The sequence below is a fragment of the Herbaspirillum sp. GW821-FHT09A12 genome, assembly GCF_059418325.1.
On the sequence record NZ_JBWKPR010000001.1, the window covers coordinates 653,964 to 674,496 of the forward strand.

At 61.9% G+C, this 20,533-nt stretch carries 26 protein-coding genes; 7 read left to right on the top strand and 19 right to left on the bottom strand.

Translation table 11 applies throughout. From position 1 onward, the window contains the following. Positions 1 to 144: 144 nt before the first annotated feature. Positions 145 to 678 (top strand): peptide-methionine (S)-S-oxide reductase MsrA, encoded by a 534-nt coding sequence (gene msrA / locus AC07N6_RS02940; RefSeq protein WP_494780823.1) that lies wholly within the window; start codon positions 145 to 147, stop codon positions 676 to 678. A 112-nt stretch (positions 679 to 790) separates the two neighbouring features. Here msrA and AC07N6_RS02945 read toward each other — a convergent pair whose 3' ends face one another. The 6 genes from AC07N6_RS02945 to purB form a co-directional block, all read right to left on the bottom strand. After that, positions 791 to 1,996, bottom strand: a complete 1,206-nt coding sequence (locus tag AC07N6_RS02945; RefSeq protein WP_494780824.1) for a class I SAM-dependent methyltransferase — start codon at positions 1,994 to 1,996, stop codon at positions 791 to 793. A 50-nt stretch (positions 1,997 to 2,046) separates the two neighbouring features. Beyond that, positions 2,047 to 2,682 carry a pyridoxamine 5'-phosphate oxidase gene (pdxH, locus tag AC07N6_RS02950; protein WP_494780825.1) on the bottom strand — a complete coding sequence of 212 codons (636 nt, stop codon included), beginning with the start codon at positions 2,680 to 2,682 and terminating at the stop codon, positions 2,047 to 2,049. 202 nt (positions 2,683 to 2,884) lie between these two features. Further along, the gene (locus tag AC07N6_RS02955; RefSeq protein ID WP_494780826.1) at positions 2,885 to 3,460 is read right to left on the bottom strand and encodes a YceI family protein; all 576 of its coding nucleotides are present in this window, start codon (positions 3,458 to 3,460) and stop codon (positions 2,885 to 2,887) included. Between the two features lie 111 nt (positions 3,461 to 3,571). Next, positions 3,572 to 4,150, bottom strand: coding sequence for a YceI family protein (locus tag AC07N6_RS02960; protein ID WP_494780827.1), 579 nt, complete (start codon positions 4,148 to 4,150; stop codon positions 3,572 to 3,574). A gap of 121 nt (positions 4,151 to 4,271) precedes the next feature. Beyond that, entirely contained in the window at positions 4,272 to 4,796 is a 525-nt protein-coding gene (locus tag AC07N6_RS02965; RefSeq protein ID WP_494780828.1) for a cytochrome b, read from the bottom strand. A 328-nt stretch (positions 4,797 to 5,124) separates the two neighbouring features. After that, positions 5,125 to 6,492, bottom strand: coding sequence for an adenylosuccinate lyase (purB, locus tag AC07N6_RS02970; RefSeq protein WP_494780829.1), 1,368 nt, complete (start codon positions 6,490 to 6,492; stop codon positions 5,125 to 5,127). A 217-nt stretch (positions 6,493 to 6,709) separates the two neighbouring features. Between purB and AC07N6_RS02975 the strand changes: the two genes are divergently transcribed. Continuing rightward, on the top strand, positions 6,710 to 7,324 hold the full coding sequence (locus AC07N6_RS02975; protein ID WP_494780830.1) for a glutathione S-transferase family protein: 615 nt from the start codon (positions 6,710 to 6,712) through the stop codon (positions 7,322 to 7,324). Positions 7,325 to 7,411: 87 nt separating this feature from the next. Here AC07N6_RS02975 and bfr read toward each other — a convergent pair whose 3' ends face one another. The 4 genes from bfr to AC07N6_RS02995 all read right to left on the bottom strand — a co-directional run bounded on the left by bfr (position 7,412) and on the right by AC07N6_RS02995 (position 10,098). Further along, complete coding sequence (bfr, locus tag AC07N6_RS02980; RefSeq protein WP_050468191.1) at positions 7,412 to 7,891, bottom strand: bacterioferritin; 480 nt, start codon at positions 7,889 to 7,891, stop codon at positions 7,412 to 7,414. 350 nt (positions 7,892 to 8,241) lie between these two features. Next, the gene (locus AC07N6_RS02985) at positions 8,242 to 8,658 is read right to left on the bottom strand and encodes an ExbD/TolR family protein (protein ID WP_494780831.1); all 417 of its coding nucleotides are present in this window, start codon (positions 8,656 to 8,658) and stop codon (positions 8,242 to 8,244) included. Further along, entirely contained in the window at positions 8,658 to 9,389 is a 732-nt protein-coding gene (locus AC07N6_RS02990; protein ID WP_494780832.1) for a MotA/TolQ/ExbB proton channel family protein, read from the bottom strand. Before AC07N6_RS02990 ends, AC07N6_RS02985 begins: the two co-directional genes overlap by 1 nt. Positions 9,390 to 9,420: 31 nt before the next feature. Continuing rightward, positions 9,421 to 10,098 (bottom strand): energy transducer TonB, encoded by a 678-nt coding sequence (locus AC07N6_RS02995; protein ID WP_494780833.1) that lies wholly within the window; start codon positions 10,096 to 10,098, stop codon positions 9,421 to 9,423. Here AC07N6_RS02995 and AC07N6_RS03000 point away from each other — a divergent pair. Then, positions 10,031 to 10,180 (top strand): hypothetical protein, encoded by a 150-nt coding sequence (locus tag AC07N6_RS03000; RefSeq protein WP_494781291.1) that lies wholly within the window; start codon positions 10,031 to 10,033, stop codon positions 10,178 to 10,180. The two genes, AC07N6_RS02995 and AC07N6_RS03000, sit on opposite strands and share 68 nt — an antisense overlap. Here the strand turns inward: AC07N6_RS03000 and AC07N6_RS03005 are convergent. The 5 genes from AC07N6_RS03005 to AC07N6_RS03025 form a co-directional block, all read right to left on the bottom strand. Next, positions 10,132 to 10,359: a (2Fe-2S)-binding protein gene (locus tag AC07N6_RS03005; protein ID WP_494780834.1), complete on the bottom strand. Its 228-nt coding sequence runs from the start codon at positions 10,357 to 10,359 to the stop codon at positions 10,132 to 10,134. The genes AC07N6_RS03000 and AC07N6_RS03005 overlap by 49 nt on opposite strands. A gap of 30 nt (positions 10,360 to 10,389) precedes the next feature. Continuing rightward, the gene (locus tag AC07N6_RS03010; protein WP_494780835.1) at positions 10,390 to 10,713 is read right to left on the bottom strand and encodes a hypothetical protein; all 324 of its coding nucleotides are present in this window, start codon (positions 10,711 to 10,713) and stop codon (positions 10,390 to 10,392) included. 99 nt (positions 10,714 to 10,812) lie between these two features. After that, positions 10,813 to 11,001 carry a hemin uptake protein HemP gene (gene hemP / locus AC07N6_RS03015; protein ID WP_402698083.1) on the bottom strand — a complete coding sequence of 63 codons (189 nt, stop codon included), beginning with the start codon at positions 10,999 to 11,001 and terminating at the stop codon, positions 10,813 to 10,815. A gap of 203 nt (positions 11,002 to 11,204) precedes the next feature. Then, entirely contained in the window at positions 11,205 to 12,314 is a 1,110-nt protein-coding gene (gene mnmA, locus AC07N6_RS03020; protein WP_494780836.1) for a tRNA 2-thiouridine(34) synthase MnmA, read from the bottom strand. Positions 12,315 to 12,341: 27 nt separating this feature from the next. Then, positions 12,342 to 12,839, bottom strand: a complete 498-nt coding sequence (locus AC07N6_RS03025) for an NUDIX hydrolase (RefSeq protein ID WP_494780837.1) — start codon at positions 12,837 to 12,839, stop codon at positions 12,342 to 12,344. Positions 12,840 to 13,005: 166 nt separating this feature from the next. Here AC07N6_RS03025 and AC07N6_RS03030 point away from each other — a divergent pair, with 166 nt between their 5' ends. The 4 genes from AC07N6_RS03030 to AC07N6_RS03045 all read left to right on the top strand — a co-directional run bounded on the left by AC07N6_RS03030 (position 13,006) and on the right by AC07N6_RS03045 (position 16,427). Beyond that, positions 13,006 to 14,121, top strand: a complete 1,116-nt coding sequence (locus AC07N6_RS03030; RefSeq protein ID WP_494780838.1) for a Re/Si-specific NAD(P)(+) transhydrogenase subunit alpha — start codon at positions 13,006 to 13,008, stop codon at positions 14,119 to 14,121. Between the two features lie 123 nt (positions 14,122 to 14,244). Next, positions 14,245 to 14,607 carry an aspartate 1-decarboxylase gene (panD, locus tag AC07N6_RS03035; RefSeq protein ID WP_494780839.1) on the top strand — a complete coding sequence of 121 codons (363 nt, stop codon included), beginning with the start codon at positions 14,245 to 14,247 and terminating at the stop codon, positions 14,605 to 14,607. A 54-nt stretch (positions 14,608 to 14,661) separates the two neighbouring features. Further along, positions 14,662 to 14,991 carry an NAD(P) transhydrogenase subunit alpha part 2 gene (locus tag AC07N6_RS03040; RefSeq protein ID WP_494780840.1) on the top strand — a complete coding sequence of 110 codons (330 nt, stop codon included), beginning with the start codon at positions 14,662 to 14,664 and terminating at the stop codon, positions 14,989 to 14,991. Then, a complete protein-coding gene (locus AC07N6_RS03045; RefSeq protein WP_494780841.1) occupies positions 14,988 to 16,427 on the top strand; it encodes an NAD(P)(+) transhydrogenase (Re/Si-specific) subunit beta in 1,440 nt (479 codons plus the stop codon). Before AC07N6_RS03040 ends, AC07N6_RS03045 begins: the two co-directional genes overlap by 4 nt. 115 nt (positions 16,428 to 16,542) lie before the next feature. Here AC07N6_RS03045 and upp read toward each other — a convergent pair whose 3' ends face one another. The 4 genes from upp to murU form a co-directional block, all read right to left on the bottom strand. After that, a complete protein-coding gene (gene upp / locus AC07N6_RS03050; protein WP_494780842.1) occupies positions 16,543 to 17,190 on the bottom strand; it encodes a uracil phosphoribosyltransferase in 648 nt (215 codons plus the stop codon). Positions 17,191 to 17,279: 89 nt separating this feature from the next. Further along, positions 17,280 to 18,428: an FAD-dependent monooxygenase gene (locus AC07N6_RS03055; RefSeq protein WP_494780843.1), complete on the bottom strand. Its 1,149-nt coding sequence runs from the start codon at positions 18,426 to 18,428 to the stop codon at positions 17,280 to 17,282. 33 nt (positions 18,429 to 18,461) lie between these two features. Beyond that, on the bottom strand, positions 18,462 to 19,808 hold the full coding sequence (gene pepP, locus AC07N6_RS03060) for a Xaa-Pro aminopeptidase (protein WP_494780844.1): 1,347 nt from the start codon (positions 19,806 to 19,808) through the stop codon (positions 18,462 to 18,464). Then, positions 19,805 to 20,521 (bottom strand): N-acetylmuramate alpha-1-phosphate uridylyltransferase MurU, encoded by a 717-nt coding sequence (murU, locus tag AC07N6_RS03065; RefSeq protein ID WP_494780845.1) that lies wholly within the window; start codon positions 20,519 to 20,521, stop codon positions 19,805 to 19,807. Before murU ends, pepP begins: the two co-directional genes overlap by 4 nt. Positions 20,522 to 20,533 lie beyond the last annotated feature (12 nt).

Genomic DNA, 20,533 nt, shown 5'->3' on the forward strand with positions numbered 1-20,533 from the left:
GCGGATCGCGGCCAGTCCTGCCGCAGCTTGGCGTGAATACGCGGTCACTGTGGTATTGGTGTGCGTCAACAAAGTTCACGGTTGCTACCGTTTTGCGTTAGAGTTTTAACTAATGCAATGGCAATCAAGAACAGGGAGGTCTGTATGGCTAGCGAAATCGCAGTGCTGGGCGGCGGTTGTTTCTGGTGCCTGGAGGCGGTCTATCAGCAGGTCAAGGGCATCGATGCGGTGGAGTCCGGCTATACGGGAGGGGCGGTCGTCAATCCCGGTTATGAGCAGGTTTGCGCTGGCCAGACCGGCCATGCGGAAGTGGTGAAACTGAGTTTCGATCCGCAAATCATCAGTTACCGGGAAATCCTGGAAATATTCTTTACCATTCATGACCCGACCACATTGAATCGCCAGGGCAACGACGTCGGCACCCAATACCGCTCGGTCATCTATTACCAGAACGAGATTCAGCACGATACCGCCAAGCACATCATTGCCGAGATGGCGCTGGTGTGGGACGCGCCCATCGTCACCGAGCTGAGTCCGGCGCAGCCTTACTATAAAGCCGAGGATTACCACCAGAACTATTTCCAGCAGCATCCCTTGCAGGGATATTGCGCTTTTGTGGTGGCGCCCAAGTTGGCGAAATTGCGCGAGGTATTCGCAGGCAAGAGCAAGCCGGAATAAGGAAGGCAGCTCCGCGGGCGTATGGCGTGAGCCGTACGTCCGCTTTTATTTGAGCCTTGAGCCATCTCCGCCTATCGGCACCGGGGCCGGAAGAGGGAGTGCTGCATCCGCCTCATTTGCCGTAGATATAGTTGCGCGACCAGGGCAAGCCTTGTGCGCTGGTATTGGCCTTGGTGCAAACAACCTGGTACAGCGAGATCCAGTCGCGTTCGAAACCGTAGGCGCTGCCCGCCAGGTAGACGCGCCAGATGCGGTAGTGCTTCTCGTCGGTGACTTTGCGGATGGCGTCGGTGTTGGCTTCGAAATTGTCGGCCCACATGCCGCAGGTCCTGGCGTAGTGGCGGCGCAGGTTTTCCACATCGAACGCTTCCAGGCCGCCTTCCTGCATGGCCTTCAAGACCGCGCTGATGTGCGGCAGCTCACCGGCCGGGAACACATATTTGTCGATGAATTCACCGGCGCCGTAAGGCGATTCGCCGTTGTCGATGTCGGTGGTGGTGATGCCGTGATTCATCGCCATGCCGCCGTCAGCCAGCAGATTGTTGATCTGCTTGAAATAGAGCGGCAGGTTCTTGATGCCGACGTGTTCGAACATGCCCACGCTGGTGATGCGGTCGAAGGCGCCGGCGACATCGCGGTAGTCCTGCAGGCGGATGTCAACCTGGCCGGCGAGGCCGGCGCGCTCCACGCGCTCCTTGGCCAGCGCATACTGGTTTTGCGACAGGGTGATGCCCACGCATTTGGCGCCGAATTTCTGCGCCGCCCGGATCACCAGTGCACCCCAGCCGCAGCCGATGTCGAGCAGGGTCTGGCCGGGTTTGAGCTGGATCTTGTTCAGGATGTGGTCGATTTTCTTGATCTGGGCGGTGGCGAGGTCCTCGTCGCCGTTCTCGAAGTAGGCGCAGGAATACACCATGCGCTCATCGAGGAACAACTGGTAGAAGTCGTTGGAGACGTCGTAGTGGTACTGGATCGCCTCGGCATCCTTCTTCTTGGTGTGGGTCACGTTGCGCACCATGCGCCCCAGTTTGCCCTCGGCCTTGAGCGTGTTGGACGCCAGCGCGTTGGCGACGCTGATGATGTTCTTGACCGCGCCCTCGACTTCGATCTTGCCCTCGACATAGGCTTCGCCGAGGTTGGCGAGCGAGGGATTGAGCAGCGAGGTGATGGACGATGCCTGGGGCACTTTCAGCGTGACCTCGGGGGCTTCCTTGCTGAAGTCGTATTGCTGGCCGTTCCACAGCACCAGCCGGAGCGGCAGTGCCGATGCGTTGCGAACATTCTCTACCCAGGCGTCAAGCTTCTTTTCCCAAAACACGATTTTCCTCCGCGTAGTGACGTGAATGCTTAACAGCCCTGTTCAAGGAATCAGGGCTGCAGGCGCTGCCGCTGCCATTCGCCGCTGCCTGCTCGGGTGTAGAGCACACGATCATGCATGCGCGATGGCCGGCCTTGCCAGAATTCAATGCGATCAGGGATGACCCGATAACCACCCCAATGGGCGGGGCGAACCGGGTGGTCGCCGTGTTGCCGTTGCGTCGTGTCGTATTGCTGCTCCAGCGTGCCGCGATCTGCGACTACCTGGCTCTGCCGGGAAGCGATCGCTCCCAATTGGCTGGCCAATGGGCGACTGGAGAAATACGCGTCGCTTTCTTCCTGGCTGACGCGTTCCAACTTTCCTTCGATGCGAACCTGGCGTTCAAGTTCGACCCAGTGGAACAGCAAGGCAACGTACGGATTGGCTTGGACTTCCTTTCCCTTGCGGCTGTCGTAGTTGGTAAACCAGGTAAAGCCATGTTGATCAAATTGTTTGATCAATACGATGCGCGAAGATGGTCTTCCATCGGGCCCGACGGTGGCAACGCTCATCGCGTTGGGTTCGGGGATCTGTGCTTTGGTCGCTTCGTCGAACCAGATTGCAAATTGGTCAACTGGATCGGCGGCGACTTCGAGTTCGGACAAACTGGCGCGGCTGTAGTCTTTACGTAGGTCTGCTATCGACATGCTACTTGATCCTTTTGGAACAGCGCTAGATTAGCGCGTTTTAAAAAGTTCTGCAGAGCGCAAAACGGCGAATGCGAGTCATTGTGCGACATCCTGGCCAACGGCTCAATGATCCATTGCAATAATTACACACGCGCCGGGACATAAAAAAAGCCGATGCGCTGGGCATCGGCTTTGGTATGGCGGTCAGGCCCTATGCTGATCAGTTGCTCTTGATCGCTTCGACCTGGATGGCCAGCTTGGTTTCCATCGAGAAGCCGTATTTCGCGCCGTAGTCGATGCCGAAGTCGGCACGGTTGAAGCTGGCCGAGGCGTCGCCGCCGCAGACTTCGCGCTTGAGCATCGGGTGCTGGATGCAGTTGAACTTGTTGATGGCCAGCGTCAGCGGCTTGGTCACGCCATGCAGCGTCAGCGTGCCGTCGACCGATACCGGCTTGTCGCCTTCGAACTTGATGGCGGTGCCCTTGTAGACTGCGGTCGGGTACTTGGCCGCGTCGAACATCTCGGCGCCCTTGGCGTGCTCGTTCATTTTGGCATGGCCGAAGTCGATCGAGGAAGTGTCGACGGTGATCTCCATGGTGCCGGTCTTGGCGGCGCGGTCAAGGTTCACGGTGCCGCTGGTCTTGGTGAATTTGCCGCGCCAGAACGACACGCCCATGTGGTCGGCTTCGAAGCTGGGATAGGTGTGGTTGGGATCGATGGTGTAGGTGTCGGCGGCGAAGGCGGAGCCGACGGAGCCGGCGGCGATCAGGGCGAGGAGGACGTGGTTCAGTTTCATGTATCGATTCCTTGTAAGTAAGGTTGGCGCTTCAAACGCGATGCGTATGGGGTACTCGGGCTGTTGCGTGGATGGCGCGGTGTTGCTGGTGTGTCCTGCCGGCGAGGCGGTTTATGGCGTGGCGACGATATGGAACTTGATGTTCACTTCATCGGCCACCATGCCGGTGTCTTTCCATTCGCCTTCGCCGATGTTGTAGGTCAGGCGCTTGATCGGCAGCGTGCCGTCGAAGACTTGGGCATTGCCTTCTTTCTTTAACGTCAGCGGGAAGCTGACATCGGTGCTTTTGCCCTTGACGGTCAGCTTGCCGGCGACATCGAATTTGGTGCCGGCCGGTGCGCCGGCGCTGGGCTTGATCGAGCTTGTCACGAACGTGGCCTTGGGGAATTGGGCCGCATTGAACCATTCCTTCTTCTGCACTTCCTGGTTATATTCGGCGGCGCCCAGATCGAAGCTGGCGATATCGATGTCGACGCTGGCACGGCCTTCGGCAGGCTTGGCGGGATCGAAATCGATGGCGGCGGTGAACTTCTTGAACTTGGCGTCAATCGGCACGTTCAGTTGCTTGAAGGTGGCCACGACCGTGCTTTTGGCGGTGTCGACCTTGAGCGGCGCGGCCTGGGCCGAAGCGGCCAGCGCGATCGCCCCGATGGCGATCAGGGAAGGGGAGAGGAAGCTTCGCAGTGTCATATGGGGTTCCGGTAAAAACAAACTGAAACGAACTGAACAAACAGTGGGCTTGGGGCAAATCGGCAAATGGGCATGTGCCGCGGCGGTTGGCGCGCGGCGGAGCCCGATACCGGCGAGCCGCTTACGGCAGCATGCGCCGGAAGAGGTTGTCGCGGTCGATGAACTGGTGCTTCAGCGCGGCCAGCACATGCAGGCAGAAGGAGGCCAGCAGGATCATGTTCAGCACATAGTGCACATCCTTGAGCAGCGGCTTGAGTTCCGGATCGGGCGCTATCAGCACCGGCAGCGGCACGATGCCCAGGTAGACCACCGGCACGCCGGCCGACAGGCTGTAGAAATAACCGGAGAGCGGGACGGCGAACATGAGTACGTACAGGCCCACATGCATCCAATGCGCCATGCTTTGCTGCCAGCGCGGCATATGTGCCGGGTAGGCGGGCGCCTTATGGGTGAGGCGCCACAGCAGCCGCAGGCAGGCTAGGGCCAGTACGGTGACGCCTATCCATTTGTGCCAGGAAAAATATTTGAGCTTGGTCGGGGTCAATCCGGGGATGTCGACCATGGTCAATCCCAGGCCGAAGGCGGAGACGATCAGCAGGGCGATCAGCCAGTGCAGCAGTACGGCGGGTTTGGTATAGCGGTCCATAGCGTGTGCATTTTGTTGTTGCAGTTGGAACGGTGTGGCCTGAAATGGTTTCGCTGGAGCAGGAATTCAGACCGGAATTGCGCGATGGAGGCGACGCGGCAGATTCCTTAACTGTATTGCATCATGCCATTCTTTTTCCAGTATGTGAGTATAAAGAGGTTCGTGGCCCTCCATTACTGGATAAAATTGAATTTCACCTATCCGATTTTGCGAGTAATCATTTTGGGCGAGCGCGTGGCGGAGGAGGATAAAACAAAAATGGCGTGCAGGATGCACGCCATGAAGAGTGATGGATTGCGCGCCTGGCGGCAGGCAATCCGGGTAAGGCTCAGATCTGTTTGGCCAAGGCCTCGGCATTGCCGATGTAGTTGGCCGGGGTCATGGCCAGCAGATGGTCGCGGGCTTCCTGCGGGATCGCCAGGCCATTGATGAAGTCGCGCAGCGCTTCCTTGGAAATGCCCTTGCCGCGGGTCAGCTCCTTCAGTTGTTCATACGGATTCTCGATGCCGTAGCGGCGCATGACGGTTTGCACCGGCTCGGCCAGCACTTCCCAGGTGGCGTCCAGGTCTTCGGCCAGGCGCGCCGGGTTGATTTCCAGCTTGTTCAGGCCGCGCAGGCAGCTGTCGTAGGCCAGCAGCGAGTAACCGAAGCCGACGCCGATATTGCGCAGCACGGTGGAGTCGGTCAGGTCGCGCTGCCAGCGCGAGACCGGCAGTTTTTCAGACAGGTGCTTGAGCACGGCGTTGGCCATGCCCAGGTTGCCTTCGGAGTTTTCGAAGTCGATCGGGTTGACCTTGTGCGGCATGGTCGAGGAACCGATTTCGCCGGCCTTGGTGCGCTGCTTGAAGTAGCCCAGCGAGATGTAGCCCCAGATGTCGCGGTTCAGGTCCAGCAGGATGGTGTTGGTGCGGGCGACGGCGTCGAACAGTTCGGCCATGTAGTCGTGCGGCTCGATCTGGATGGTATAGGGGTTGAAGGTCAGGCCCAGGCGCTGCTCGATCACGTTCTTCGAGAAGGCGGCCCAGTCGGTCTGCGGATAGGCGGACAGGTGGGCATTGTAGTTGCCCACGGCGCCATTCATCTTGCCCAGGATCTCGACGGCGGCGATGCGCTTGACGGCGCGTTGCAGGCGCGCCACGACATTGGCGATTTCCTTGCCCAGGGTGGTCGGGCTGGCCGGCTGGCCGTGGGTGCGCGAGAGCATCGGCACGGCCGCATGTTCATGCGCCAGCTCGGTCAGCTTGGCGATCACATCGTGCAGGGCCGGCAGCATCACGCTGTCGCGCGCGGCCTTGAGCATCATGCCGTGCGAGGTGTTGTTGATGTCTTCCGAGGTGCAGGCGAAATGGATGAATTCCGACGCCGCCACCAGTTCCGGCACGTCCTTCACTTTTTCCTTGAGCCAGTATTCCACGGCCTTGACGTCGTGGTTGGTGACGGCTTCGATTTCCTTGATGCGGGCGGCATCGGCTTCGGTGAAGTCGGCCGCCAGCTTGTCCAGCAGGCTGCCGGCCGCGGCCGGGAACGGCTTGATTTCGGCAAAGCCGGCTTCCGACAAGGCTTGCAGCCAGGCAATCTCGACCTTCACGCGATGGTGCATGAAGCCTGCCTCGGACAGGATGGGACGCAGTTTGTCGGTTTTGGAAGCATAGCGCCCGTCCAGTGGGGACAGGGCCGAGAGAGCGGAGAGAGACATGATGGAAAGCGGGTGAGATGCGTTGACTGAAGATTGGCGGAGATTTGACGCCAATTGACATCAACCCCGGAATCGCCTGAAGGCAGGATTTTACCATCCGCCGGCTATCCGGCCCCAGTTTTGCCGGGCTGTTGCTTTCCGGCAGGCCGGGCCTGGCGCCTGAATTTGTGGCGCAGGCCGAATGCTATAATCGCTGCGGATAATTACTCTAAAGACTATGCTGAAACTCATTGGCTCTTACGGCAGTCCGTTCGTGCGCAAGGTACGCGTCGTGATGGCTGAGAAAAAAATCGATTACGAATTCGTTTTGGAAGATGTCTGGAGCGCATCGACCACCATCCAGCAAAGCAATCCGCTGGGCAAGGTGCCTTGCCTGCTGATGGACGACGGCGGCGCCATGTTCGATTCGCGCGTGATCGTCGAATACCTCGATACCCTGACCCCGGTCGGCAAGCTCTTGCCGCCCAACGGCCGCGAGCGCGCCGAGATCAAGTGCTGGGAAGCGCTGGCCGATGGCTTGCTGGATGCCGCAGTGCTGGTGCGCCTGGAAAGGACTCAGCGTCCCACCAAGCAGCAGAGCCCGGAATGGATCAAGCGCCAGTGGAGCAAGGTCGAGGCGTCGCTCAAGGCGATGGCCGATGGCCTGGGTGACAAGCCGTTTTGCGTCGGCAACCACTACAGCCTGGCCGACGTCGCCGTCGGTTGCGCCCTGGGCTGGCTGGTTTTCCGTTTCCCCGATCTGGCGTGGCGCGAAGAGTATCCGGAACTGGCCCGCCTGTTCGACAAGCTGTCGGAACGGCAGTCGTTCAGGGATACGGTGCCGCAGGCCTGAGCTTGGGGCGGCGCGCAGGCGCCGCTGGACGTAAAAAACGCGCTTCTTGGAAGCGCGTTTTTTTTGCGGCCGGGCCATCCGTAAGACTTACTCGCTGGCCGGGGACATCTGGCTTTGCAGGTAATTCTGGATGCCGACTTTCTCGATCAGGTCCAGCTGGGTTTCCAGCCAGTCGATGTGCTCTTCGGTATCGTCCAGAATCATCTGGAACAGTTCGCGGGAGACATAGTCGCCGTGCTGTTCGCAGGTGGCGATACCTTCCTTGACGGTCTTGTGCGCGGCCTTTTCCAGCTTCAGGTCGCACTCGATCATTTCCTTGGTGTTCTCGCCGATCATCAGCTTGTGCAGCGCCTGCAGGTTGGGCAGGCCGTCCAGCATCAGGATGCGGTCGATCAGCTTGTCGGCGTGCTTCATTTCGCCGATCGACTCGGCGTATTCCTTGGCGCCGATCTTGTCCAGGCCCCAGTGCTTGTACATGCGGGCATGCAGGAAATACTGGTTGATTGCGGTGAGCTCGTTTGTCAGTTGCGCATTGAGCAACTTGATGACAGCTGGATCGCCTTTCATGGAAACCTCTGAATTCGTTAGTAGATGGAGAAGCCGCGCATGGAATGCTGATCAAGGGACAGCGGATGTACGGCGGCAAGAACGGACGCATCATAGCGCAGGCCTTTTGTTTCTTCATCATTAATTAGCGCGAATCATTCTTGTCATAATTCTTCGTTGCTTTGCGCAAGGAGGCGGGAAGGCAGGGGGTAGGGGGCGGACGCTTGCGATGAGTGCCGGCCGCCGGGGTGGCGCGATGGCGTCCGGAGCGGAAAAAGCAAAGCCTCCATCGCATAACGAGGGAGGCTTTACCTGGTGTCGGGGATGGCCAGGCTGCAGGCCATCCCCGACGGTAGTGCTTGCTTCTGCGCTTACTTCTTGTCGGGTTCAGTGACGAAACCGATCTTGGTCAGGCCGCCGGATTGCGCGGCGGACATGACCTGGGCCACCTTTTCATATTGCGTGGTGCGTTCGGCGCGCAGGTGCAGCTCGGGCTGCGGTTGCTTTTGCGCGGCGGCGGCGATACGCAGGCTCAACTGGTTGCTGTCGATCTTTTCGTCGTTCCAGAACACCTCGCCGCCGGCATCGATGGAGAGGTTGATGCTTTCCGGCTTGACCTCATCGGGCTGGCTGCTGGCCTTGGGCAGGTCGATCTTCACCGCATGGTTCATCACCGGGATGGTGATGATGAAGATGATCAGCAGCACCAGCATCACGTCGACCAGCGGCGTGGTGTTGATTTCCGGGTTGAAATCGTCGTCCGAATCGGACAGGGAACCCATGGCCATTACGCTCTCCCGACAGCGGACAGTTTGGCCTTAGCGCCGTTTTTTTCCGATTCTTCCGACGCCGTGCGCGAACCGGTCACGAACAGGGCGTGCAGGTCGAAGCCGAACTTGTTCAACTTGGCGATGATGGTCTTGTTGCCGCGCACCAGGGCGTTGTAGCCGAAGGTGGCGGGAATCGCCACGGCCAGGCCCAGCGCGGTCATGATCAGGGCTTCGCCGACCGGACCTGCGACCTTGTCGATGCTGGCCTGGCCGGTGGTGCCGATCGACACCAGCGCGTGGTAGATGCCCCAGACGGTGCCGAACAGGCCGACGAACGGCGCGGTCGAGCCGACCGACGCCAGCACGGCCATGCCGGCCTGCAGCTTGCCGGAGGCTTCATCGATGGCCTGGCGCAGCGACAGGGTGACCCAGTCGCTGACCGACAACTGGTCGTGCAGGTGGCCCTTGTGGGCGGTGTGGTGGCTCATCGCGGTGACGCCGGCGCGGGCGACATCGGCGAACGGATTGTCGGTGCCCAGCGTGGCCACGCCTTCCGGCAGGCTGGTGGTGTCCCAGAACTGATGACCGGCGGCGTCCGACGCCTTGGACAGGCGCAATAGCTGGATCGCCTTGGTGACGATCACGTACCAGGATGCGATCGACATGGCCAGCAACAGGACGGCAACGCCCTTGGTCACGAAATCCCCTTGAGCCCAAAGGCTTTCCAATCCGTACGGACTAACTTCCATGATGACTTCCTTTGCTACTGTTTATGAATGTTTATGAATTGAGTTTGAAGGCAATGCTGCCCGTGGTGGCAACGACGATGGCGCGGCCATCCTCGATATAGGGCTTGTACACGGCGCGCATGACGGCGCGGCGCGCTTCTTCGTCCAGCCGTGGGTAGCCGGAAGACTTGATGATGTCGACCTTCTCGGCGCGGCCGCCGGTATTGACGGTCACCTTGAACTGCACCACGCCTTCTTCGCCCATGCGCTTGGAGACGGCGGGGTAATTCACCCGTGGCGGTTCAATGTATTCGATGCCGGAGGTGATCTGCTTGGGCAAGACCGGGCCAGGCGGCGCTGCCGGCGCCGGGGCGGGCGCTGCTGCTGCCGGGGGGGAAGGTTCGGCCGGCTGCGGCGGTTGCGGGGGCGCCGTGATCGCGGTTGGGGCCGGCGCCTGCGTCACCGGTATCGGCGGTGGCGGGGTGATGTTTTTCTTGACGGTCTTGACGATCTTGGGCGGCGTCGGCTCGGCCTTGGGCGGGGCCGGTTCCGGCGCTTTTTCCGGGACGATGAAGGTGGCGATCACCTCTTTGGGAATGGCGCTGGCGACTTGATGGATCAGGCCGCTTTGCAGGGCCCAGAAAAAGGCGAGGTGCAAAAGGATGATCAGCCCGAGAGGGCCGATTTTGCGTGCCTGGCGCATCAACGCGCTGGGGGAGCTGCTACTCATAACAGGTGGCGAAATTGCGTTCATGAATTTGACTTATGCCGCCGCCATCGATGCATGGAACATGATGGGGCGTGCATTTTGATGTGTTTGGGAGGCATTGTTGAGACATTCGCGCAGCACGTGCTTGGCGCAAGAGTGACATTTGCCGCAGCAAGTGCCAACGCCAAGCTGCTTGCGCAACTCGGCCATGGATGTCAATCCTGCATCGACCGCCTGGTGAATCTTGCCTTCTGAGACATTATTACAAACACATACGATCATTGTACGCCTTGCCGCCTGCTGTATCAGGCCTTATGCGGATCGCGCTCCTGCGACGATACGCGTGAAGAATTTGAATTTTTCCGGCTGAGGCATCGTACGTTCCACTACATTGCCCCATTGTTCCGAAAGCTGCTGGCAAGTCGCCCGCAGTACCGGCGCCAGGTTGGGCAAATCCGCCAGGGCTTTCAGGTGTCGCTCAATGACTGACGCCAGTTTGACGCAGCTTTGGGTTTCCTGATTGTTGTTGGCGGTATAGTGAGACATCAGATGCAAGACGGCTGAAACCAGAAGCTCAGGCTGGGCCGGCGCACCGTTGGGTTCCACGAAAGCAGAATTCATTTTGTCGGTAACCATCAAACTCTCCTCACTTGGCTAGCTTTGCTGGCTGAACGTCAGAATGGCCTCAACGTTGGCTGGCTTGTTTGTCCACCTTGCGCTTCGATTGCAACGGCATTACGCCGTCAGAATCAGCTTGTTCAATTGCGTCAGACGCAATTTGTAAATTCGACCGCCATGATCGATTTCCAGTTCGCGCATCTGACGGAACAAGTCCGTACTCTTGATGCGGGTGATCGGAGTACCGTTGGCAGTCGTGCCGGGCTTGTTGCGACGGTCCACGCTCTGTTCGTGCAGTTGGCTCATAACACCTCCTATTAAATGCGAACAATTCTTATTTAGATTATTTGTCATTTGCGGCCAGAATGCAAGTCCTTTTATCAATGAGATTGATTATTTTTATCGACTGGAGATTTCCTTGCGACATCATTGACGGATTTTCTTGTCGAAAAGAAAACGCCCCGCAGCGGAAACGCTGGCGGGGCGTGGTTTTATTGCTTTGGTGAAACTTATTTGATAATGGCGTTGCCGCTTTCGATAATGCCGCCGCCCAGGCAGATGTCGCCGTCATACAGCACGGCGGACTGGCCGGGGGTGACCGCCCATTGCGGCGTGTCGAAGCTGAGCGAAAATTGCCCCGCGCCGGCGGCGAAGCCGCAGGGCACGTCGGCCTGGCGGTAGCGCGTCTTGGCCGACAGCGCTTCCTGTTCCGGCGCCTTGCCCGCTACCCAACTGACCTGGCCGGCCGCCAGCGTGGGCGACAGCAACCAGGGATGGTCGTGGCCCTGCACGATATACAAGGTGTTGTTTTCCACATCCTTGCGCGCCACGTACCAGGCGTCGCCGTGGCCATCGGCATTCTGGTGTGCCTTCAGGCCGCCGATGCCGATGCCCTTGCGCTGGCCCAGGGTGTAGAAGGAGAGGCCGACATGCTCGCCCACGGTGTCGCCGTCGGCGGTCTTGATCGGGCCGGGTTGGTACGACAGGTAGCGGTTCAGGAACTCGCGGAAAGGGCGCTCACCGATGAAGCAGATGCCGGTCGAGTCTTTCTTTTTGGCGTTGGGCAGCTGCAATTGCTCGGCGATCTTGCGCACCTCGGTCTTGTGGATTTCGCCCAATGGAAACACGGTGCGCGAGAGTTGCTCCTGGTTCAGCCGATGCAGGAAGTAGCTCTGGTCCTTGCTGGCGTCGATGGCCTTGAGCAGTTCGAAGCTGCCGGCCTGGTTCTGGCGCACGCGCGCGTAGTGGCCGGTGGCGATCAGGTCGGCGCCCAGCTTCATGGCGTGGTCGAGGAAGGCCTTGAACTTGATTTCGGCATTGCACAGCACGTCCGGGTTGGGCGTGCGGCCGGCCTGGTATTCGCGCAGGAATTCGGCGAATACGCGATCCTTGTATTCGGAGGCGAAGTTGACCGCTTCGATGTCCACGCCGACCACGTCGGCCACGCTGACCGCGTCGATCCAGTCTTCGCGCGTCGAGCAGTATTCCGAATCGTCGTCATCTTCCCAGTTCTTCATGAACAGGCCGATGACTTCATAACCTTGCTGCTTCAGCAGCCATGCCGAAACCGACGAATCCACGCCGCCCGACATGCCGATGACTACTCTTTTCTTGCTCATGATGATGTTGCTCGCAAATAGCGGGAATCAATGTCCATGGTCTGCCAGGCTGCCGATCGCGCTGGGATCGGCGTGCAGCAGTTCCAGCGGCGCCCGCTGGCCGCGCAGATAGTCGTCCACGCAGCGCAGCACCAGCGGGCTGCGATGTCGTTCGGCACACGCCGCCAATTCATCGCGCGTCATCCAGACGGTGCGCAGGATGCCTTCATCGAGCGCGCGATCCAGTGGCTCGCCCACGTTGCCGGCGAAGGCGAAGCGCAGGTAGGTCACGCTCATGCCGCCGCGCGAGGACGCTACATTGCGCGACAGGTAGGCGCCCACCAGCGCCGTCGGCGCAAACACCCGCGCGGACTCTTCCAGCGCTTCGCGCACGACCGCGTCCAGCAAGGATTCGCCCGGTTCCAGGTGCCCGGCCGGCTGGTTGATGCGAATGGCGTCGCCGCCTTGTTCCTCGACCATCAGGAAGCGACCCTGCTGCTCGATGATGGCGGCGACGGTGACCGAAGGTTTCCAGACTTCAGACATTGATTACCTCGTGAATTCGACATTTTACCGCGTCGCGCCAGACTCTTCAGCGCAAAGCCCCACCACAGGCGGATTCCCTGCCTGCCGTCATACCCTAGTAAAGTTATTGGGTTTCAAATTTTGTCGTGTAAGATTCGGGTAAGAATCAACAAAACAGGAGCTTTGAATGAGGATAGGTATTCCCGCCGAAAGTCGGGATGGAGAAACGCGTGTCGCGGCAACTCCGGAAACCGTCAAGAAACTGGTGGCCGCCAAACACGAAGTCATGGTCGAGTCGGGCGCGGGCGTGAAGTCCAGCATTCCCGATGACGCCTACGTCGCCGTCGGCGCCAGTATCGGTAGCGCCGACGCCGTCTATACCGCAGAAGTCATTCTCAAAGTGCGCGCCCCGAATCAACAGGAGCGCGCGCAGATCAAAGCTGGAACTGTTGTGGTCGGCATGTTGAATCCCTTCGATGCCGACAACATCGCGGCCATGGCCGGCGCCGGGCTGACCGCCTTCGCGCTGGAAGCCGCACCGCGCACCACCCGTGCGCAATCGATGGACGTCCTGTCCTCGCAAGCCAATATCGCCGGTTACAAAGCGGTGATCATGGCCGCCAACACGTACCAGCGTTTCATGCCCATGCTGATGACGGCCGCAGGCACCGTCAAGGCGGCGCGCATGCTGATCATGGGAGCCGGCGTGGCCGGCCTGCAGGCGATCGCCACCGCCAAGCGGCTGGGTGCGGTGATCGAGGCGTCCGACGTGCGTCCGGCGGTCAAGGAGCAGATCGAGTCGCTGGGCGCCAAGTTCCTCGACGTGCCGTTCCTGACCGACGAGGAAAAGGAAATCGCCAAGGGCGTGGGCGGCTATGCGCGTCCGATGCCGCCCGACTGGATGAAGCGCCAGGCCGAACTGGTCCACGAACGCGCCAGGCAGGCCGACATCATCATCACCACCGCGCTGATCCCGGGCCGCAAGGCGCCGGTGCTGATCAGCGAGGACACGGTGAAGGCGATGAAGCCGGGTTCGGTGATCCTGGACATGGCGGTCGACCAGGGCGGCAACTGCCCGCTGTCGGAGCCGGGCAAGACGGTCATCAAGCACGGCGTGCACATCATCGGCGAAGGCAACCTGGCGGCCCTGGTGGCGGCCGATGCGTCGGCCTTGTATGCGCGCAACGTGCTGGATTTCCTGAAGCTGATCATCGACGGCGAAGGCAAGCTGGTGATCAACCGCGAAGACGATATCGTCGCCGCCACGCTGCTGTGCAGCGGCGGCGAAGTCCTGCGCAAATAAAAGAGCCTGCGTGCGCGTTGCGGCGATGCTTGCCGCACGCGTACGGCGGTTTCCATTGCGCTATCTCGCTATCACGATTACGCGCCGGCACGGCCGGCGCATGCATTACAAGGAAAGAAACACATGCAACGCATCATGCTGCGCGCCAAGATCCATCGCGCAACAGTCACCCAATGTGACCTCAACTACGAAGGCTCCTGCGGCATCGACGAAGACCTGCTGGAGGCCGCCGATATCCGCGAGTTCGAAAAAATCGAGCTGTACAACGTCAACAACGGCGAACGCTTCTCCACCTACGCTATCCGCGGCCAGCGTGGCAGCGGCGAGATCTCCCTCAACGGCGCGGCGGCTCGCCTGGCCCACCTGGGCGATCTGCTGATCATCTGCACCTATGCACCCATGACCGATGATCAGGTCGCGCAGTACAAGCCCAAGGTCGTCTTCGTCGACGACAAGAACCGCATCACCAGCCTCAAGGCGATCTGACCCAGCGATCTGACCCGCGATGCCAACATCGCGCAATAACGAGAGGAACAACAAATGGAAGTCAGCCATACCATCATCAACCTGATCATCTTCGTGCTGGCGATCTACGTCGGCTACCACGTGGTCTGGACCGTCACGCCGGCGCTGCACACGCCGCTGATGGCGGTCACCAACGCCATCTCGGCGATCATCATCATCGGCGCCATGCTGGCCGCCGGCCTGACCGAAGGCCCGGTGGGCCGCATCGCCGGCACGCTGGCCGTGGCCCTGGCCGCGGTCAATGTCTTCGGCGGCTTCATGGTGACCCAGCGCATGCTGGAAATGTTCAAGAAAAAAGAGCCCAAGGCCAAGGCCGCGGCAGACAAGACGGGAGCATCAGCATGAGCATGAACCTCGTTACCCTGCTGTACCTGATTGCCTCGATCTGCTTCATCCAGGCCCTGAAGGGCTTGTCGCATCCGGCCACCGCGCGCCGCGGCAACACCTTCGGCATCGCCGGCATGGCCATCGCCGTGCTGACCACGCTGGCCCTGATCGTCAAGCTCAAGGGCGAAGGCGTCAACGCCACCGGCGACATCGGCTATGTGCTGGTGGCCGCCGGCGTGATCGTCGGCGGCGGCATCGGCGCCTATCTGGCGCGCAGCGTCGAGATGACCAAGATGCCGGAACTGGTCGCGGCGATGCACTCGCTGATCGGCCTGGCCGCGGTATGTATCGCGGTCGCCGCCGTGGCCGAGCCGTGGGCGCTGGGCATTTCGGCGCATGGCGCACTGATCCCGGTGGGCAACCGCGTCGAGCTGTTCATCGGCACGTTCGTGGGCGCCATCACCTTCTCCGGTTCGGTGATCGCGTTCGGCAAGCTCTCGGGCAAGTACAAGTTCCGCCTGTTCCAGGGCGCGCCGGTCAACTTCTCCGGCCAGCATTTCCTGAACCTGCTGCTGGCGCTGGCCATGATCGGTTTCGGCGTCATCTTCGTGCTCACCCAGGACTGGCTGCCCTTCATCATCATGGCCGCCATCGCCTTCGTGCTGGGCGTCTTGATCATCATCCCGATCGGCGGCGCCGACATGCCGGTGGTGGTCTCGATGCTGAACAGCTACTCGGGCTGGGCCGCGGCCGGCATCGGTTTCTCGCTGAACAACCCGATGCTGATCATCGCCGGTTCGCTGGTGGGCTCCTCCGGCGCGATCCTGTCCTACATCATGTGCAAGGCGATGAACCGTTCGTTCTTCAACGTGATCCTGGGCGGTTTCGGCGGCGAAGCGGCGGCGGCGGGTGGCGGCGAGCAGCAGCAGCGTCCGGTGAAATCCGGTTCGGCTGACGACGCCGCCTTCCTGATGGGCAATGCCGAGACCGTGATCATCGTCCCCGGCTACGGCCTGGCGGTGGCGCGCGCGCAGCATGCGCTCAAGGAACTGACCGAGAAGCTGACCCACAAGGGCGTGATCGTGAAGTACGCGATCCACCCGGTGGCGGGGCGCATGCCGGGCCACATGAACGTGCTGCTGGCCGAGGCCGAAGTGCCGTATGACCAGGTGTTCGAGATGGAAGACATCAACAGCGAGTTCGCGCAGGCCGACGTGGTGCTGGTGCTGGGCGCCAACGACGTGGTCAACCCTGCCGCCAAGGACCCGAAGTCGTCGATCGCCGGCATGCCGATCCTGGAAGCCTACAAGGCCAAGACGGTGATCGTGAACAAGCGTTCGATGGCGGCCGGCTACGCCGGCCTGGACAACGAACTGTTCTACATGGACAAGACCATGATGGTTTTCGGCGACGCCAAGAAGGTCATCGAGGATATGGTCAAGGCAGTGGACTGAGTTTTTGTCCCGCCATGAAGAACGCCGCCGCGATGTGAGTCGCGGCGGCGTTTTTTTGTGCCCAGAGTCCTTGCCGTCCCTGCGTTCACGGGAGGCGACCGCAGGTTTTACAGGTTTATTTGGTGCCGAAAATGCGGTCGCCCGCATCGCCCAGGCCGGGGACGATGTAGGCGTGGCTGTCCAGGTGCGAGTCAAGCGAAGCCACATACAGCTTCACGTCCGGATGCGCATCGGTGAATACCTTTACGCCTTCGGGCGCGGCCACCAGCGCCACGAACATGATGTGCGCGGCCGGCACGCCGCGCTTCTTGAGCGCATCCACGGCGTACACGGCAGAGTTGCCGGTGGCGACCATCGGGTCGCACAGGATCATGGTGCGATCCTGCAGGTCCGGCAGGCGCACCAGGTATTCGACCGGCTGGTGGTTCTCGTCGCGGTAGACGCCGATGTGGCCCACGCGCGCCGACGGGATCAGTTCCAGCAAGCCGTCGCTCATGCCGACGCCGGCCCGCAGCACCGGCACGATGGCCAGCTTGCGGCCGGCGATCACCGGCGCCTCGTAGCTCACCAGCGGGGTCTCGATGCGTTCGGTGGTCAGCGGCAGGTCGCGCGTGATTTCATAGCCCATCAGCAACGTGATCTCGCGCAACAGGTCGCGGAAGGTGCGGGTGGAGGTGCGCTTGTCGCGCATGTGCGTGAGCTTGTGCTGGATCAGCGGGTGGTCGAGGATGTACAGGTTCTTGAAGCGCGGATCTTGTTTCATGGCGGAAAGCGGTTGGGCTGTATGGGTGCGGCAGGGCCGCGATGGCGGCATTGTCTCATGCCGCGGCCCGGGGCGGAATCGTGGAGGCCTTAGCGCCGGCCGAACATCATCTGCCCGGCCAGCAGGTCGCGTGCCGGCGGCAGCAGGTCGATCGCGCCCAGCGACAGGCCCAGCAGCGCCTGCGCCGGCGAGCCTTGCGGCGCGCTGGCGAAGATGCGGGCCATGAGGTCGGTCAGGCGGATGGTCAGGTCGCGGTCCAGGCCGCGGCGGCGTTCGAATTGCAGGAATGCCTCAGGCGTCAGCCCGCGCGCCAGTAGGTCGGCCAGGACCCTGGCGTCGCGCAAGCCAAGATTGAGGCCCTGGCCGGCGACCGGGTGCAGCGTTTGGGCGGCGTTGCCGATGGCCGCGATACGGCGCGCCTGGCCGGGTTTGGCGTTCAGGCCCAGTGGATAAGAGTGGCGCGGCCCGGTGCGGGTGAAGCGGCCGACGCGGTTGCCGAAGGCCTGGTTCAGGGCCGCCAGGAATGCGCCGTCGTCCAGCGCCAGCAGGCGTTCGCCGGTGGCGGGCCGTACGCACCAGACCAGCGCGTAGCCGTCATCCTGCGGCAGCAGGGCCAGCGGCCCTTCATCGGTAAAGCGTTCGAAGGCGCGGTGGGCGACGGCCTGGTCGGCGTGCACATGGGTAATCAGCGCCAGTTGCCGGTAGTCGCGTTGCAGGTTTTTCTGCATCTGCTCGCCGAAGACACCGCCCTCGGCCTGGATCGCCAGCGTTGCGCGCAGCACCCGGCCATCTTGCAGCGAGACGGCGACGTGCTCTTCTTCCTCCGCCAGCGCGACCACTTCGGCCGGGCGCAACAGGCTCAGCCCCAAGCCCTCGGTAGCCGCCGCCAGCGCCTGGTTGACGCTGCCGTAGCGGGCCACATAGCCCAGCGCCGGCAGGGCGTAATCCTTGCAGTCGAGCAGGGTGCGGCCGAAATGGCCACGGCGCGAGACATGGATCTGTTCGATGGAGGTCGCGGTTTTTGCCACGCCGTTCCACCCGCCCAGTTCTTCCATGATCTGGCGGCTGCCGTAGGAGAGGGCGATGGTGCGCGGATCGGCGGCGGCCTGCTCCGGCGTTTTCAGGTCGACCAGCGCGATGCGCGCGGCATCCAGCCCGCGGCGTGCCAGCAGGCCGGCGGCGCACAGGCCTACCGGGCCGCCGCCGCAAATGATCAGGTCGAAGTCGGCGATGTTCATGGCGCGGGAATAGGAGGGGGCGGCGACGTCGGGCTAGCCCTGGCGCATCAGCGCTTCGATGTCGTCGGCCTTGCTCGGCACGCCGGTGGTCAGCAATTCGCAGCCGGTGGGCGTGACGTGGGCGTCGTCCTCGATGCGGATGCCGATGTTCCAGTACTGCTCTGGCACGCCTGCGCCGGGGCGCACGTAGATGCCGGGTTCGACCGTCAGCACCATGCCCGGCTGCAGCGTGCGCCAGGGCTTGCTGCCGTCGGCCGCCGGCGGATCGCGGTAGTCGCCGACGTCGTGCACGTCCATGCCCAGCCAGTGGCCGGTGCGGTGCATGTAGAACTGGCGGTAGTCGCCTTTTTCGATCACGTCTTCCAGCGAGCCGACCTGGTTCTTGTCCAGCAGGCCGGTGTCGAGCATGCCTTGCGCCAGCACACGCACCGCGGCATCGTGGCCGTCCATGAAGCGCTTGCCCGGCGCGGTCTCGGCGACGGCGGCGTTTTGCGCGGCCAGCACGATGTCGTACAGCTCCCGCTGCGGGCCGGAGAACTTGCCGTTGGCCGGGAAGGTGCGGGTGATGTCGGAGGCGTAGCTGTCGAGTTCGCAGCCGGCGTCGATCAGCACCAGGTCGCCGTCCTTCAGTTCGGCATCGCCGGCGCGATAGTGCAGCACGCAGGAATTGGCGCCGGTGGCGACGATGGAGCCGTAGGCCGGATATTGCGAGCCGTTGCGGCGGAATTCGTGCAGCAGTTCGGCTTCCAGGTGGTATTCGCGCAGGCCGGGGCGGGACAGGCGCATGGCGCGGCAATGGGCTTCGGCCGAGATGATGCCGGCGCGCTTCATCAGGTCGATCTCGAAGGCGTCCTTGAACAGGCGCATGTCGTCCAGCAGGACGCTGACGTCGACCACCGAACCGGGCGTCGCCACGCCGCTGCGCGCGAGGGCGCGCACGCCTTGCAGCCAGCGCTGGAGCTGGGCATCGCGGCGGTCGTCATGGCCCAGCGCGTAATAGACGGCGGGGGCGTCGGCCAGCAGCGCCGGCATGTTCTTGTCGAGCTCGTCGATGGGATGGGCGGCGTCGAAGCCGAATTCCTGCTGCGCCGCCTGGGGGCCGAAGCGGTAGCCGTCCCAGATCTCGCGTTCGAGGTTCTTGTCGCGGCAGAACAGGATGCTGCGGTTCTCCTTGCCCGCCACCAGCACCAGCACCGCCTCGGGTTCGGTGAAACCGGTCAGGTAGTAGAAATAGCTGTCGTGGCGGTAGGGATAGTCGGCATCGCGGTTGCGCATGACTTCCGGCGCGGTCGGGATGATGGCGATGCCGCCGCCGGCCTGTTGCAGGCTGGCGATCAGGCGGGCGCGGCGTTCGGCGAAGGGCGTGGCGTTGAAGCTCATGGACGTATGCCTCCTGGCGGCTGATTGAGTGCTTCCAGTTGATCGATGGTGCCGACGTTGTGCCAGTCGCCGCGGTAGACGTCGCCGCCGACCTGGCCGCGCGCGGCATATTCGCGCAGCAGCGGGCCGAGTTTGGCGTGCTGGCCGGGCGCGATGGCGTCGAACATCTGCGGACGGTAGACCCCGATGTTGGCGAAGGTCAGCTTGTTTTCGCCCTCATTGGCGATCGAGAAATTGCTGAGCGCGAAGTCGCCATCCGGATGGAACGGCGGATTCTTGACCAGCCAGATCCAGGCCACGTCGCGCTTGTCCGGCGGCAGCGGATTGCCCCACGGGTCTTCATCTTCCAGCACCGTCTTGACCTGTTCGTAGTCGAAGTGCGGACACCAGATATCGCCCGAGACGGCCACGAATGGTTCTTCGCCCAGCAGATGGCGCGCCTTGGCAATGCCGCCGGCGGTTTCCAGCGCGCTGTCTTCGGGCGAGTAATGCAATTGTGCGCCGAACTTGCCGCCGTCGCCCAGCGCTTCTTCGATCTGCCGGCCCAGGTGGGCATGGTTGATGACGATCTCGGTGATGCCGGCGCGCACCAGCGACAGGATCTGCCACACGATCAGCGGGCGGCCGCGCACTTTCAGCAGCGGCTTGGGGCAGGTGTCGGTCAGCGGCCGCATGCGCTCGCCGCGGCCGGCTGCGAAGATCATGGCTTTCATATCGGCAGCGTC

What these genes read in the sequence shown, in the direction of transcription:
- upp (WP_494780842.1), bottom strand. Translation starts at nt 17,190, where the DNA reads ATGAAACAAGATCCGCGCTTCAAGAACCTGTACATCCTCGACCACCCG.
- pdxH (WP_494780825.1), bottom strand. Translation starts at nt 2,682, where the DNA reads ATGTCGATAGCAGACCTACGTAAAGACTACAGCCGCGCCAGTTTGTCC.
- AC07N6_RS03030 (WP_494780838.1), top strand. Translation starts at nt 13,006, where the DNA reads ATGAGGATAGGTATTCCCGCCGAAAGTCGGGATGGAGAAACGCGTGTC.
- AC07N6_RS02985 (WP_494780831.1), bottom strand. Translation starts at nt 8,658, where the DNA reads ATGGCCATGGGTTCCCTGTCCGATTCGGACGACGATTTCAACCCGGAA.
- AC07N6_RS03000 (WP_494781291.1), top strand. Translation starts at nt 10,031, where the DNA reads ATGATCAGCCCGAGAGGGCCGATTTTGCGTGCCTGGCGCATCAACGCG.
- AC07N6_RS02990 (WP_494780832.1), bottom strand. Translation starts at nt 9,389, where the DNA reads ATGGAAGTTAGTCCGTACGGATTGGAAAGCCTTTGGGCTCAAGGGGAT.
- AC07N6_RS02965 (WP_494780828.1), bottom strand. Translation starts at nt 4,796, where the DNA reads ATGGACCGCTATACCAAACCCGCCGTACTGCTGCACTGGCTGATCGCC.
- hemP (WP_402698083.1), bottom strand. Translation starts at nt 11,001, where the DNA reads ATGAGCCAACTGCACGAACAGAGCGTGGACCGTCGCAACAAGCCCGGC.
- AC07N6_RS03005 (WP_494780834.1), bottom strand. Translation starts at nt 10,359, where the DNA reads ATGATCGTATGTGTTTGTAATAATGTCTCAGAAGGCAAGATTCACCAG.
- panD (WP_494780839.1), top strand. Translation starts at nt 14,245, where the DNA reads ATGCAACGCATCATGCTGCGCGCCAAGATCCATCGCGCAACAGTCACC.
- AC07N6_RS03025 (WP_494780837.1), bottom strand. Translation starts at nt 12,839, where the DNA reads ATGTCTGAAGTCTGGAAACCTTCGGTCACCGTCGCCGCCATCATCGAG.
- bfr (WP_050468191.1), bottom strand. Translation starts at nt 7,891, where the DNA reads ATGAAAGGCGATCCAGCTGTCATCAAGTTGCTCAATGCGCAACTGACA.
- mnmA (WP_494780836.1), bottom strand. Translation starts at nt 12,314, where the DNA reads ATGAGCAAGAAAAGAGTAGTCATCGGCATGTCGGGCGGCGTGGATTCG.
- AC07N6_RS03055 (WP_494780843.1), bottom strand. Translation starts at nt 18,428, where the DNA reads ATGAACATCGCCGACTTCGACCTGATCATTTGCGGCGGCGGCCCGGTA.
- msrA (WP_494780823.1), top strand. Translation starts at nt 145, where the DNA reads ATGGCTAGCGAAATCGCAGTGCTGGGCGGCGGTTGTTTCTGGTGCCTG.
- AC07N6_RS02995 (WP_494780833.1), bottom strand. Translation starts at nt 10,098, where the DNA reads ATGAGTAGCAGCTCCCCCAGCGCGTTGATGCGCCAGGCACGCAAAATC.
- AC07N6_RS02975 (WP_494780830.1), top strand. Translation starts at nt 6,710, where the DNA reads ATGCTGAAACTCATTGGCTCTTACGGCAGTCCGTTCGTGCGCAAGGTA.
- murU (WP_494780845.1), bottom strand. Translation starts at nt 20,521, where the DNA reads ATGAAAGCCATGATCTTCGCAGCCGGCCGCGGCGAGCGCATGCGGCCG.
- purB (WP_494780829.1), bottom strand. Translation starts at nt 6,492, where the DNA reads ATGTCTCTCTCCGCTCTCTCGGCCCTGTCCCCACTGGACGGGCGCTAT.
- pepP (WP_494780844.1), bottom strand. Translation starts at nt 19,808, where the DNA reads ATGAGCTTCAACGCCACGCCCTTCGCCGAACGCCGCGCCCGCCTGATC.
- AC07N6_RS02960 (WP_494780827.1), bottom strand. Translation starts at nt 4,150, where the DNA reads ATGACACTGCGAAGCTTCCTCTCCCCTTCCCTGATCGCCATCGGGGCG.
- AC07N6_RS03040 (WP_494780840.1), top strand. Translation starts at nt 14,662, where the DNA reads ATGGAAGTCAGCCATACCATCATCAACCTGATCATCTTCGTGCTGGCG.
- AC07N6_RS02955 (WP_494780826.1), bottom strand. Translation starts at nt 3,460, where the DNA reads ATGAAACTGAACCACGTCCTCCTCGCCCTGATCGCCGCCGGCTCCGTC.
- AC07N6_RS03045 (WP_494780841.1), top strand. Translation starts at nt 14,988, where the DNA reads ATGAGCATGAACCTCGTTACCCTGCTGTACCTGATTGCCTCGATCTGC.
- AC07N6_RS03010 (WP_494780835.1), bottom strand. Translation starts at nt 10,713, where the DNA reads ATGGTTACCGACAAAATGAATTCTGCTTTCGTGGAACCCAACGGTGCG.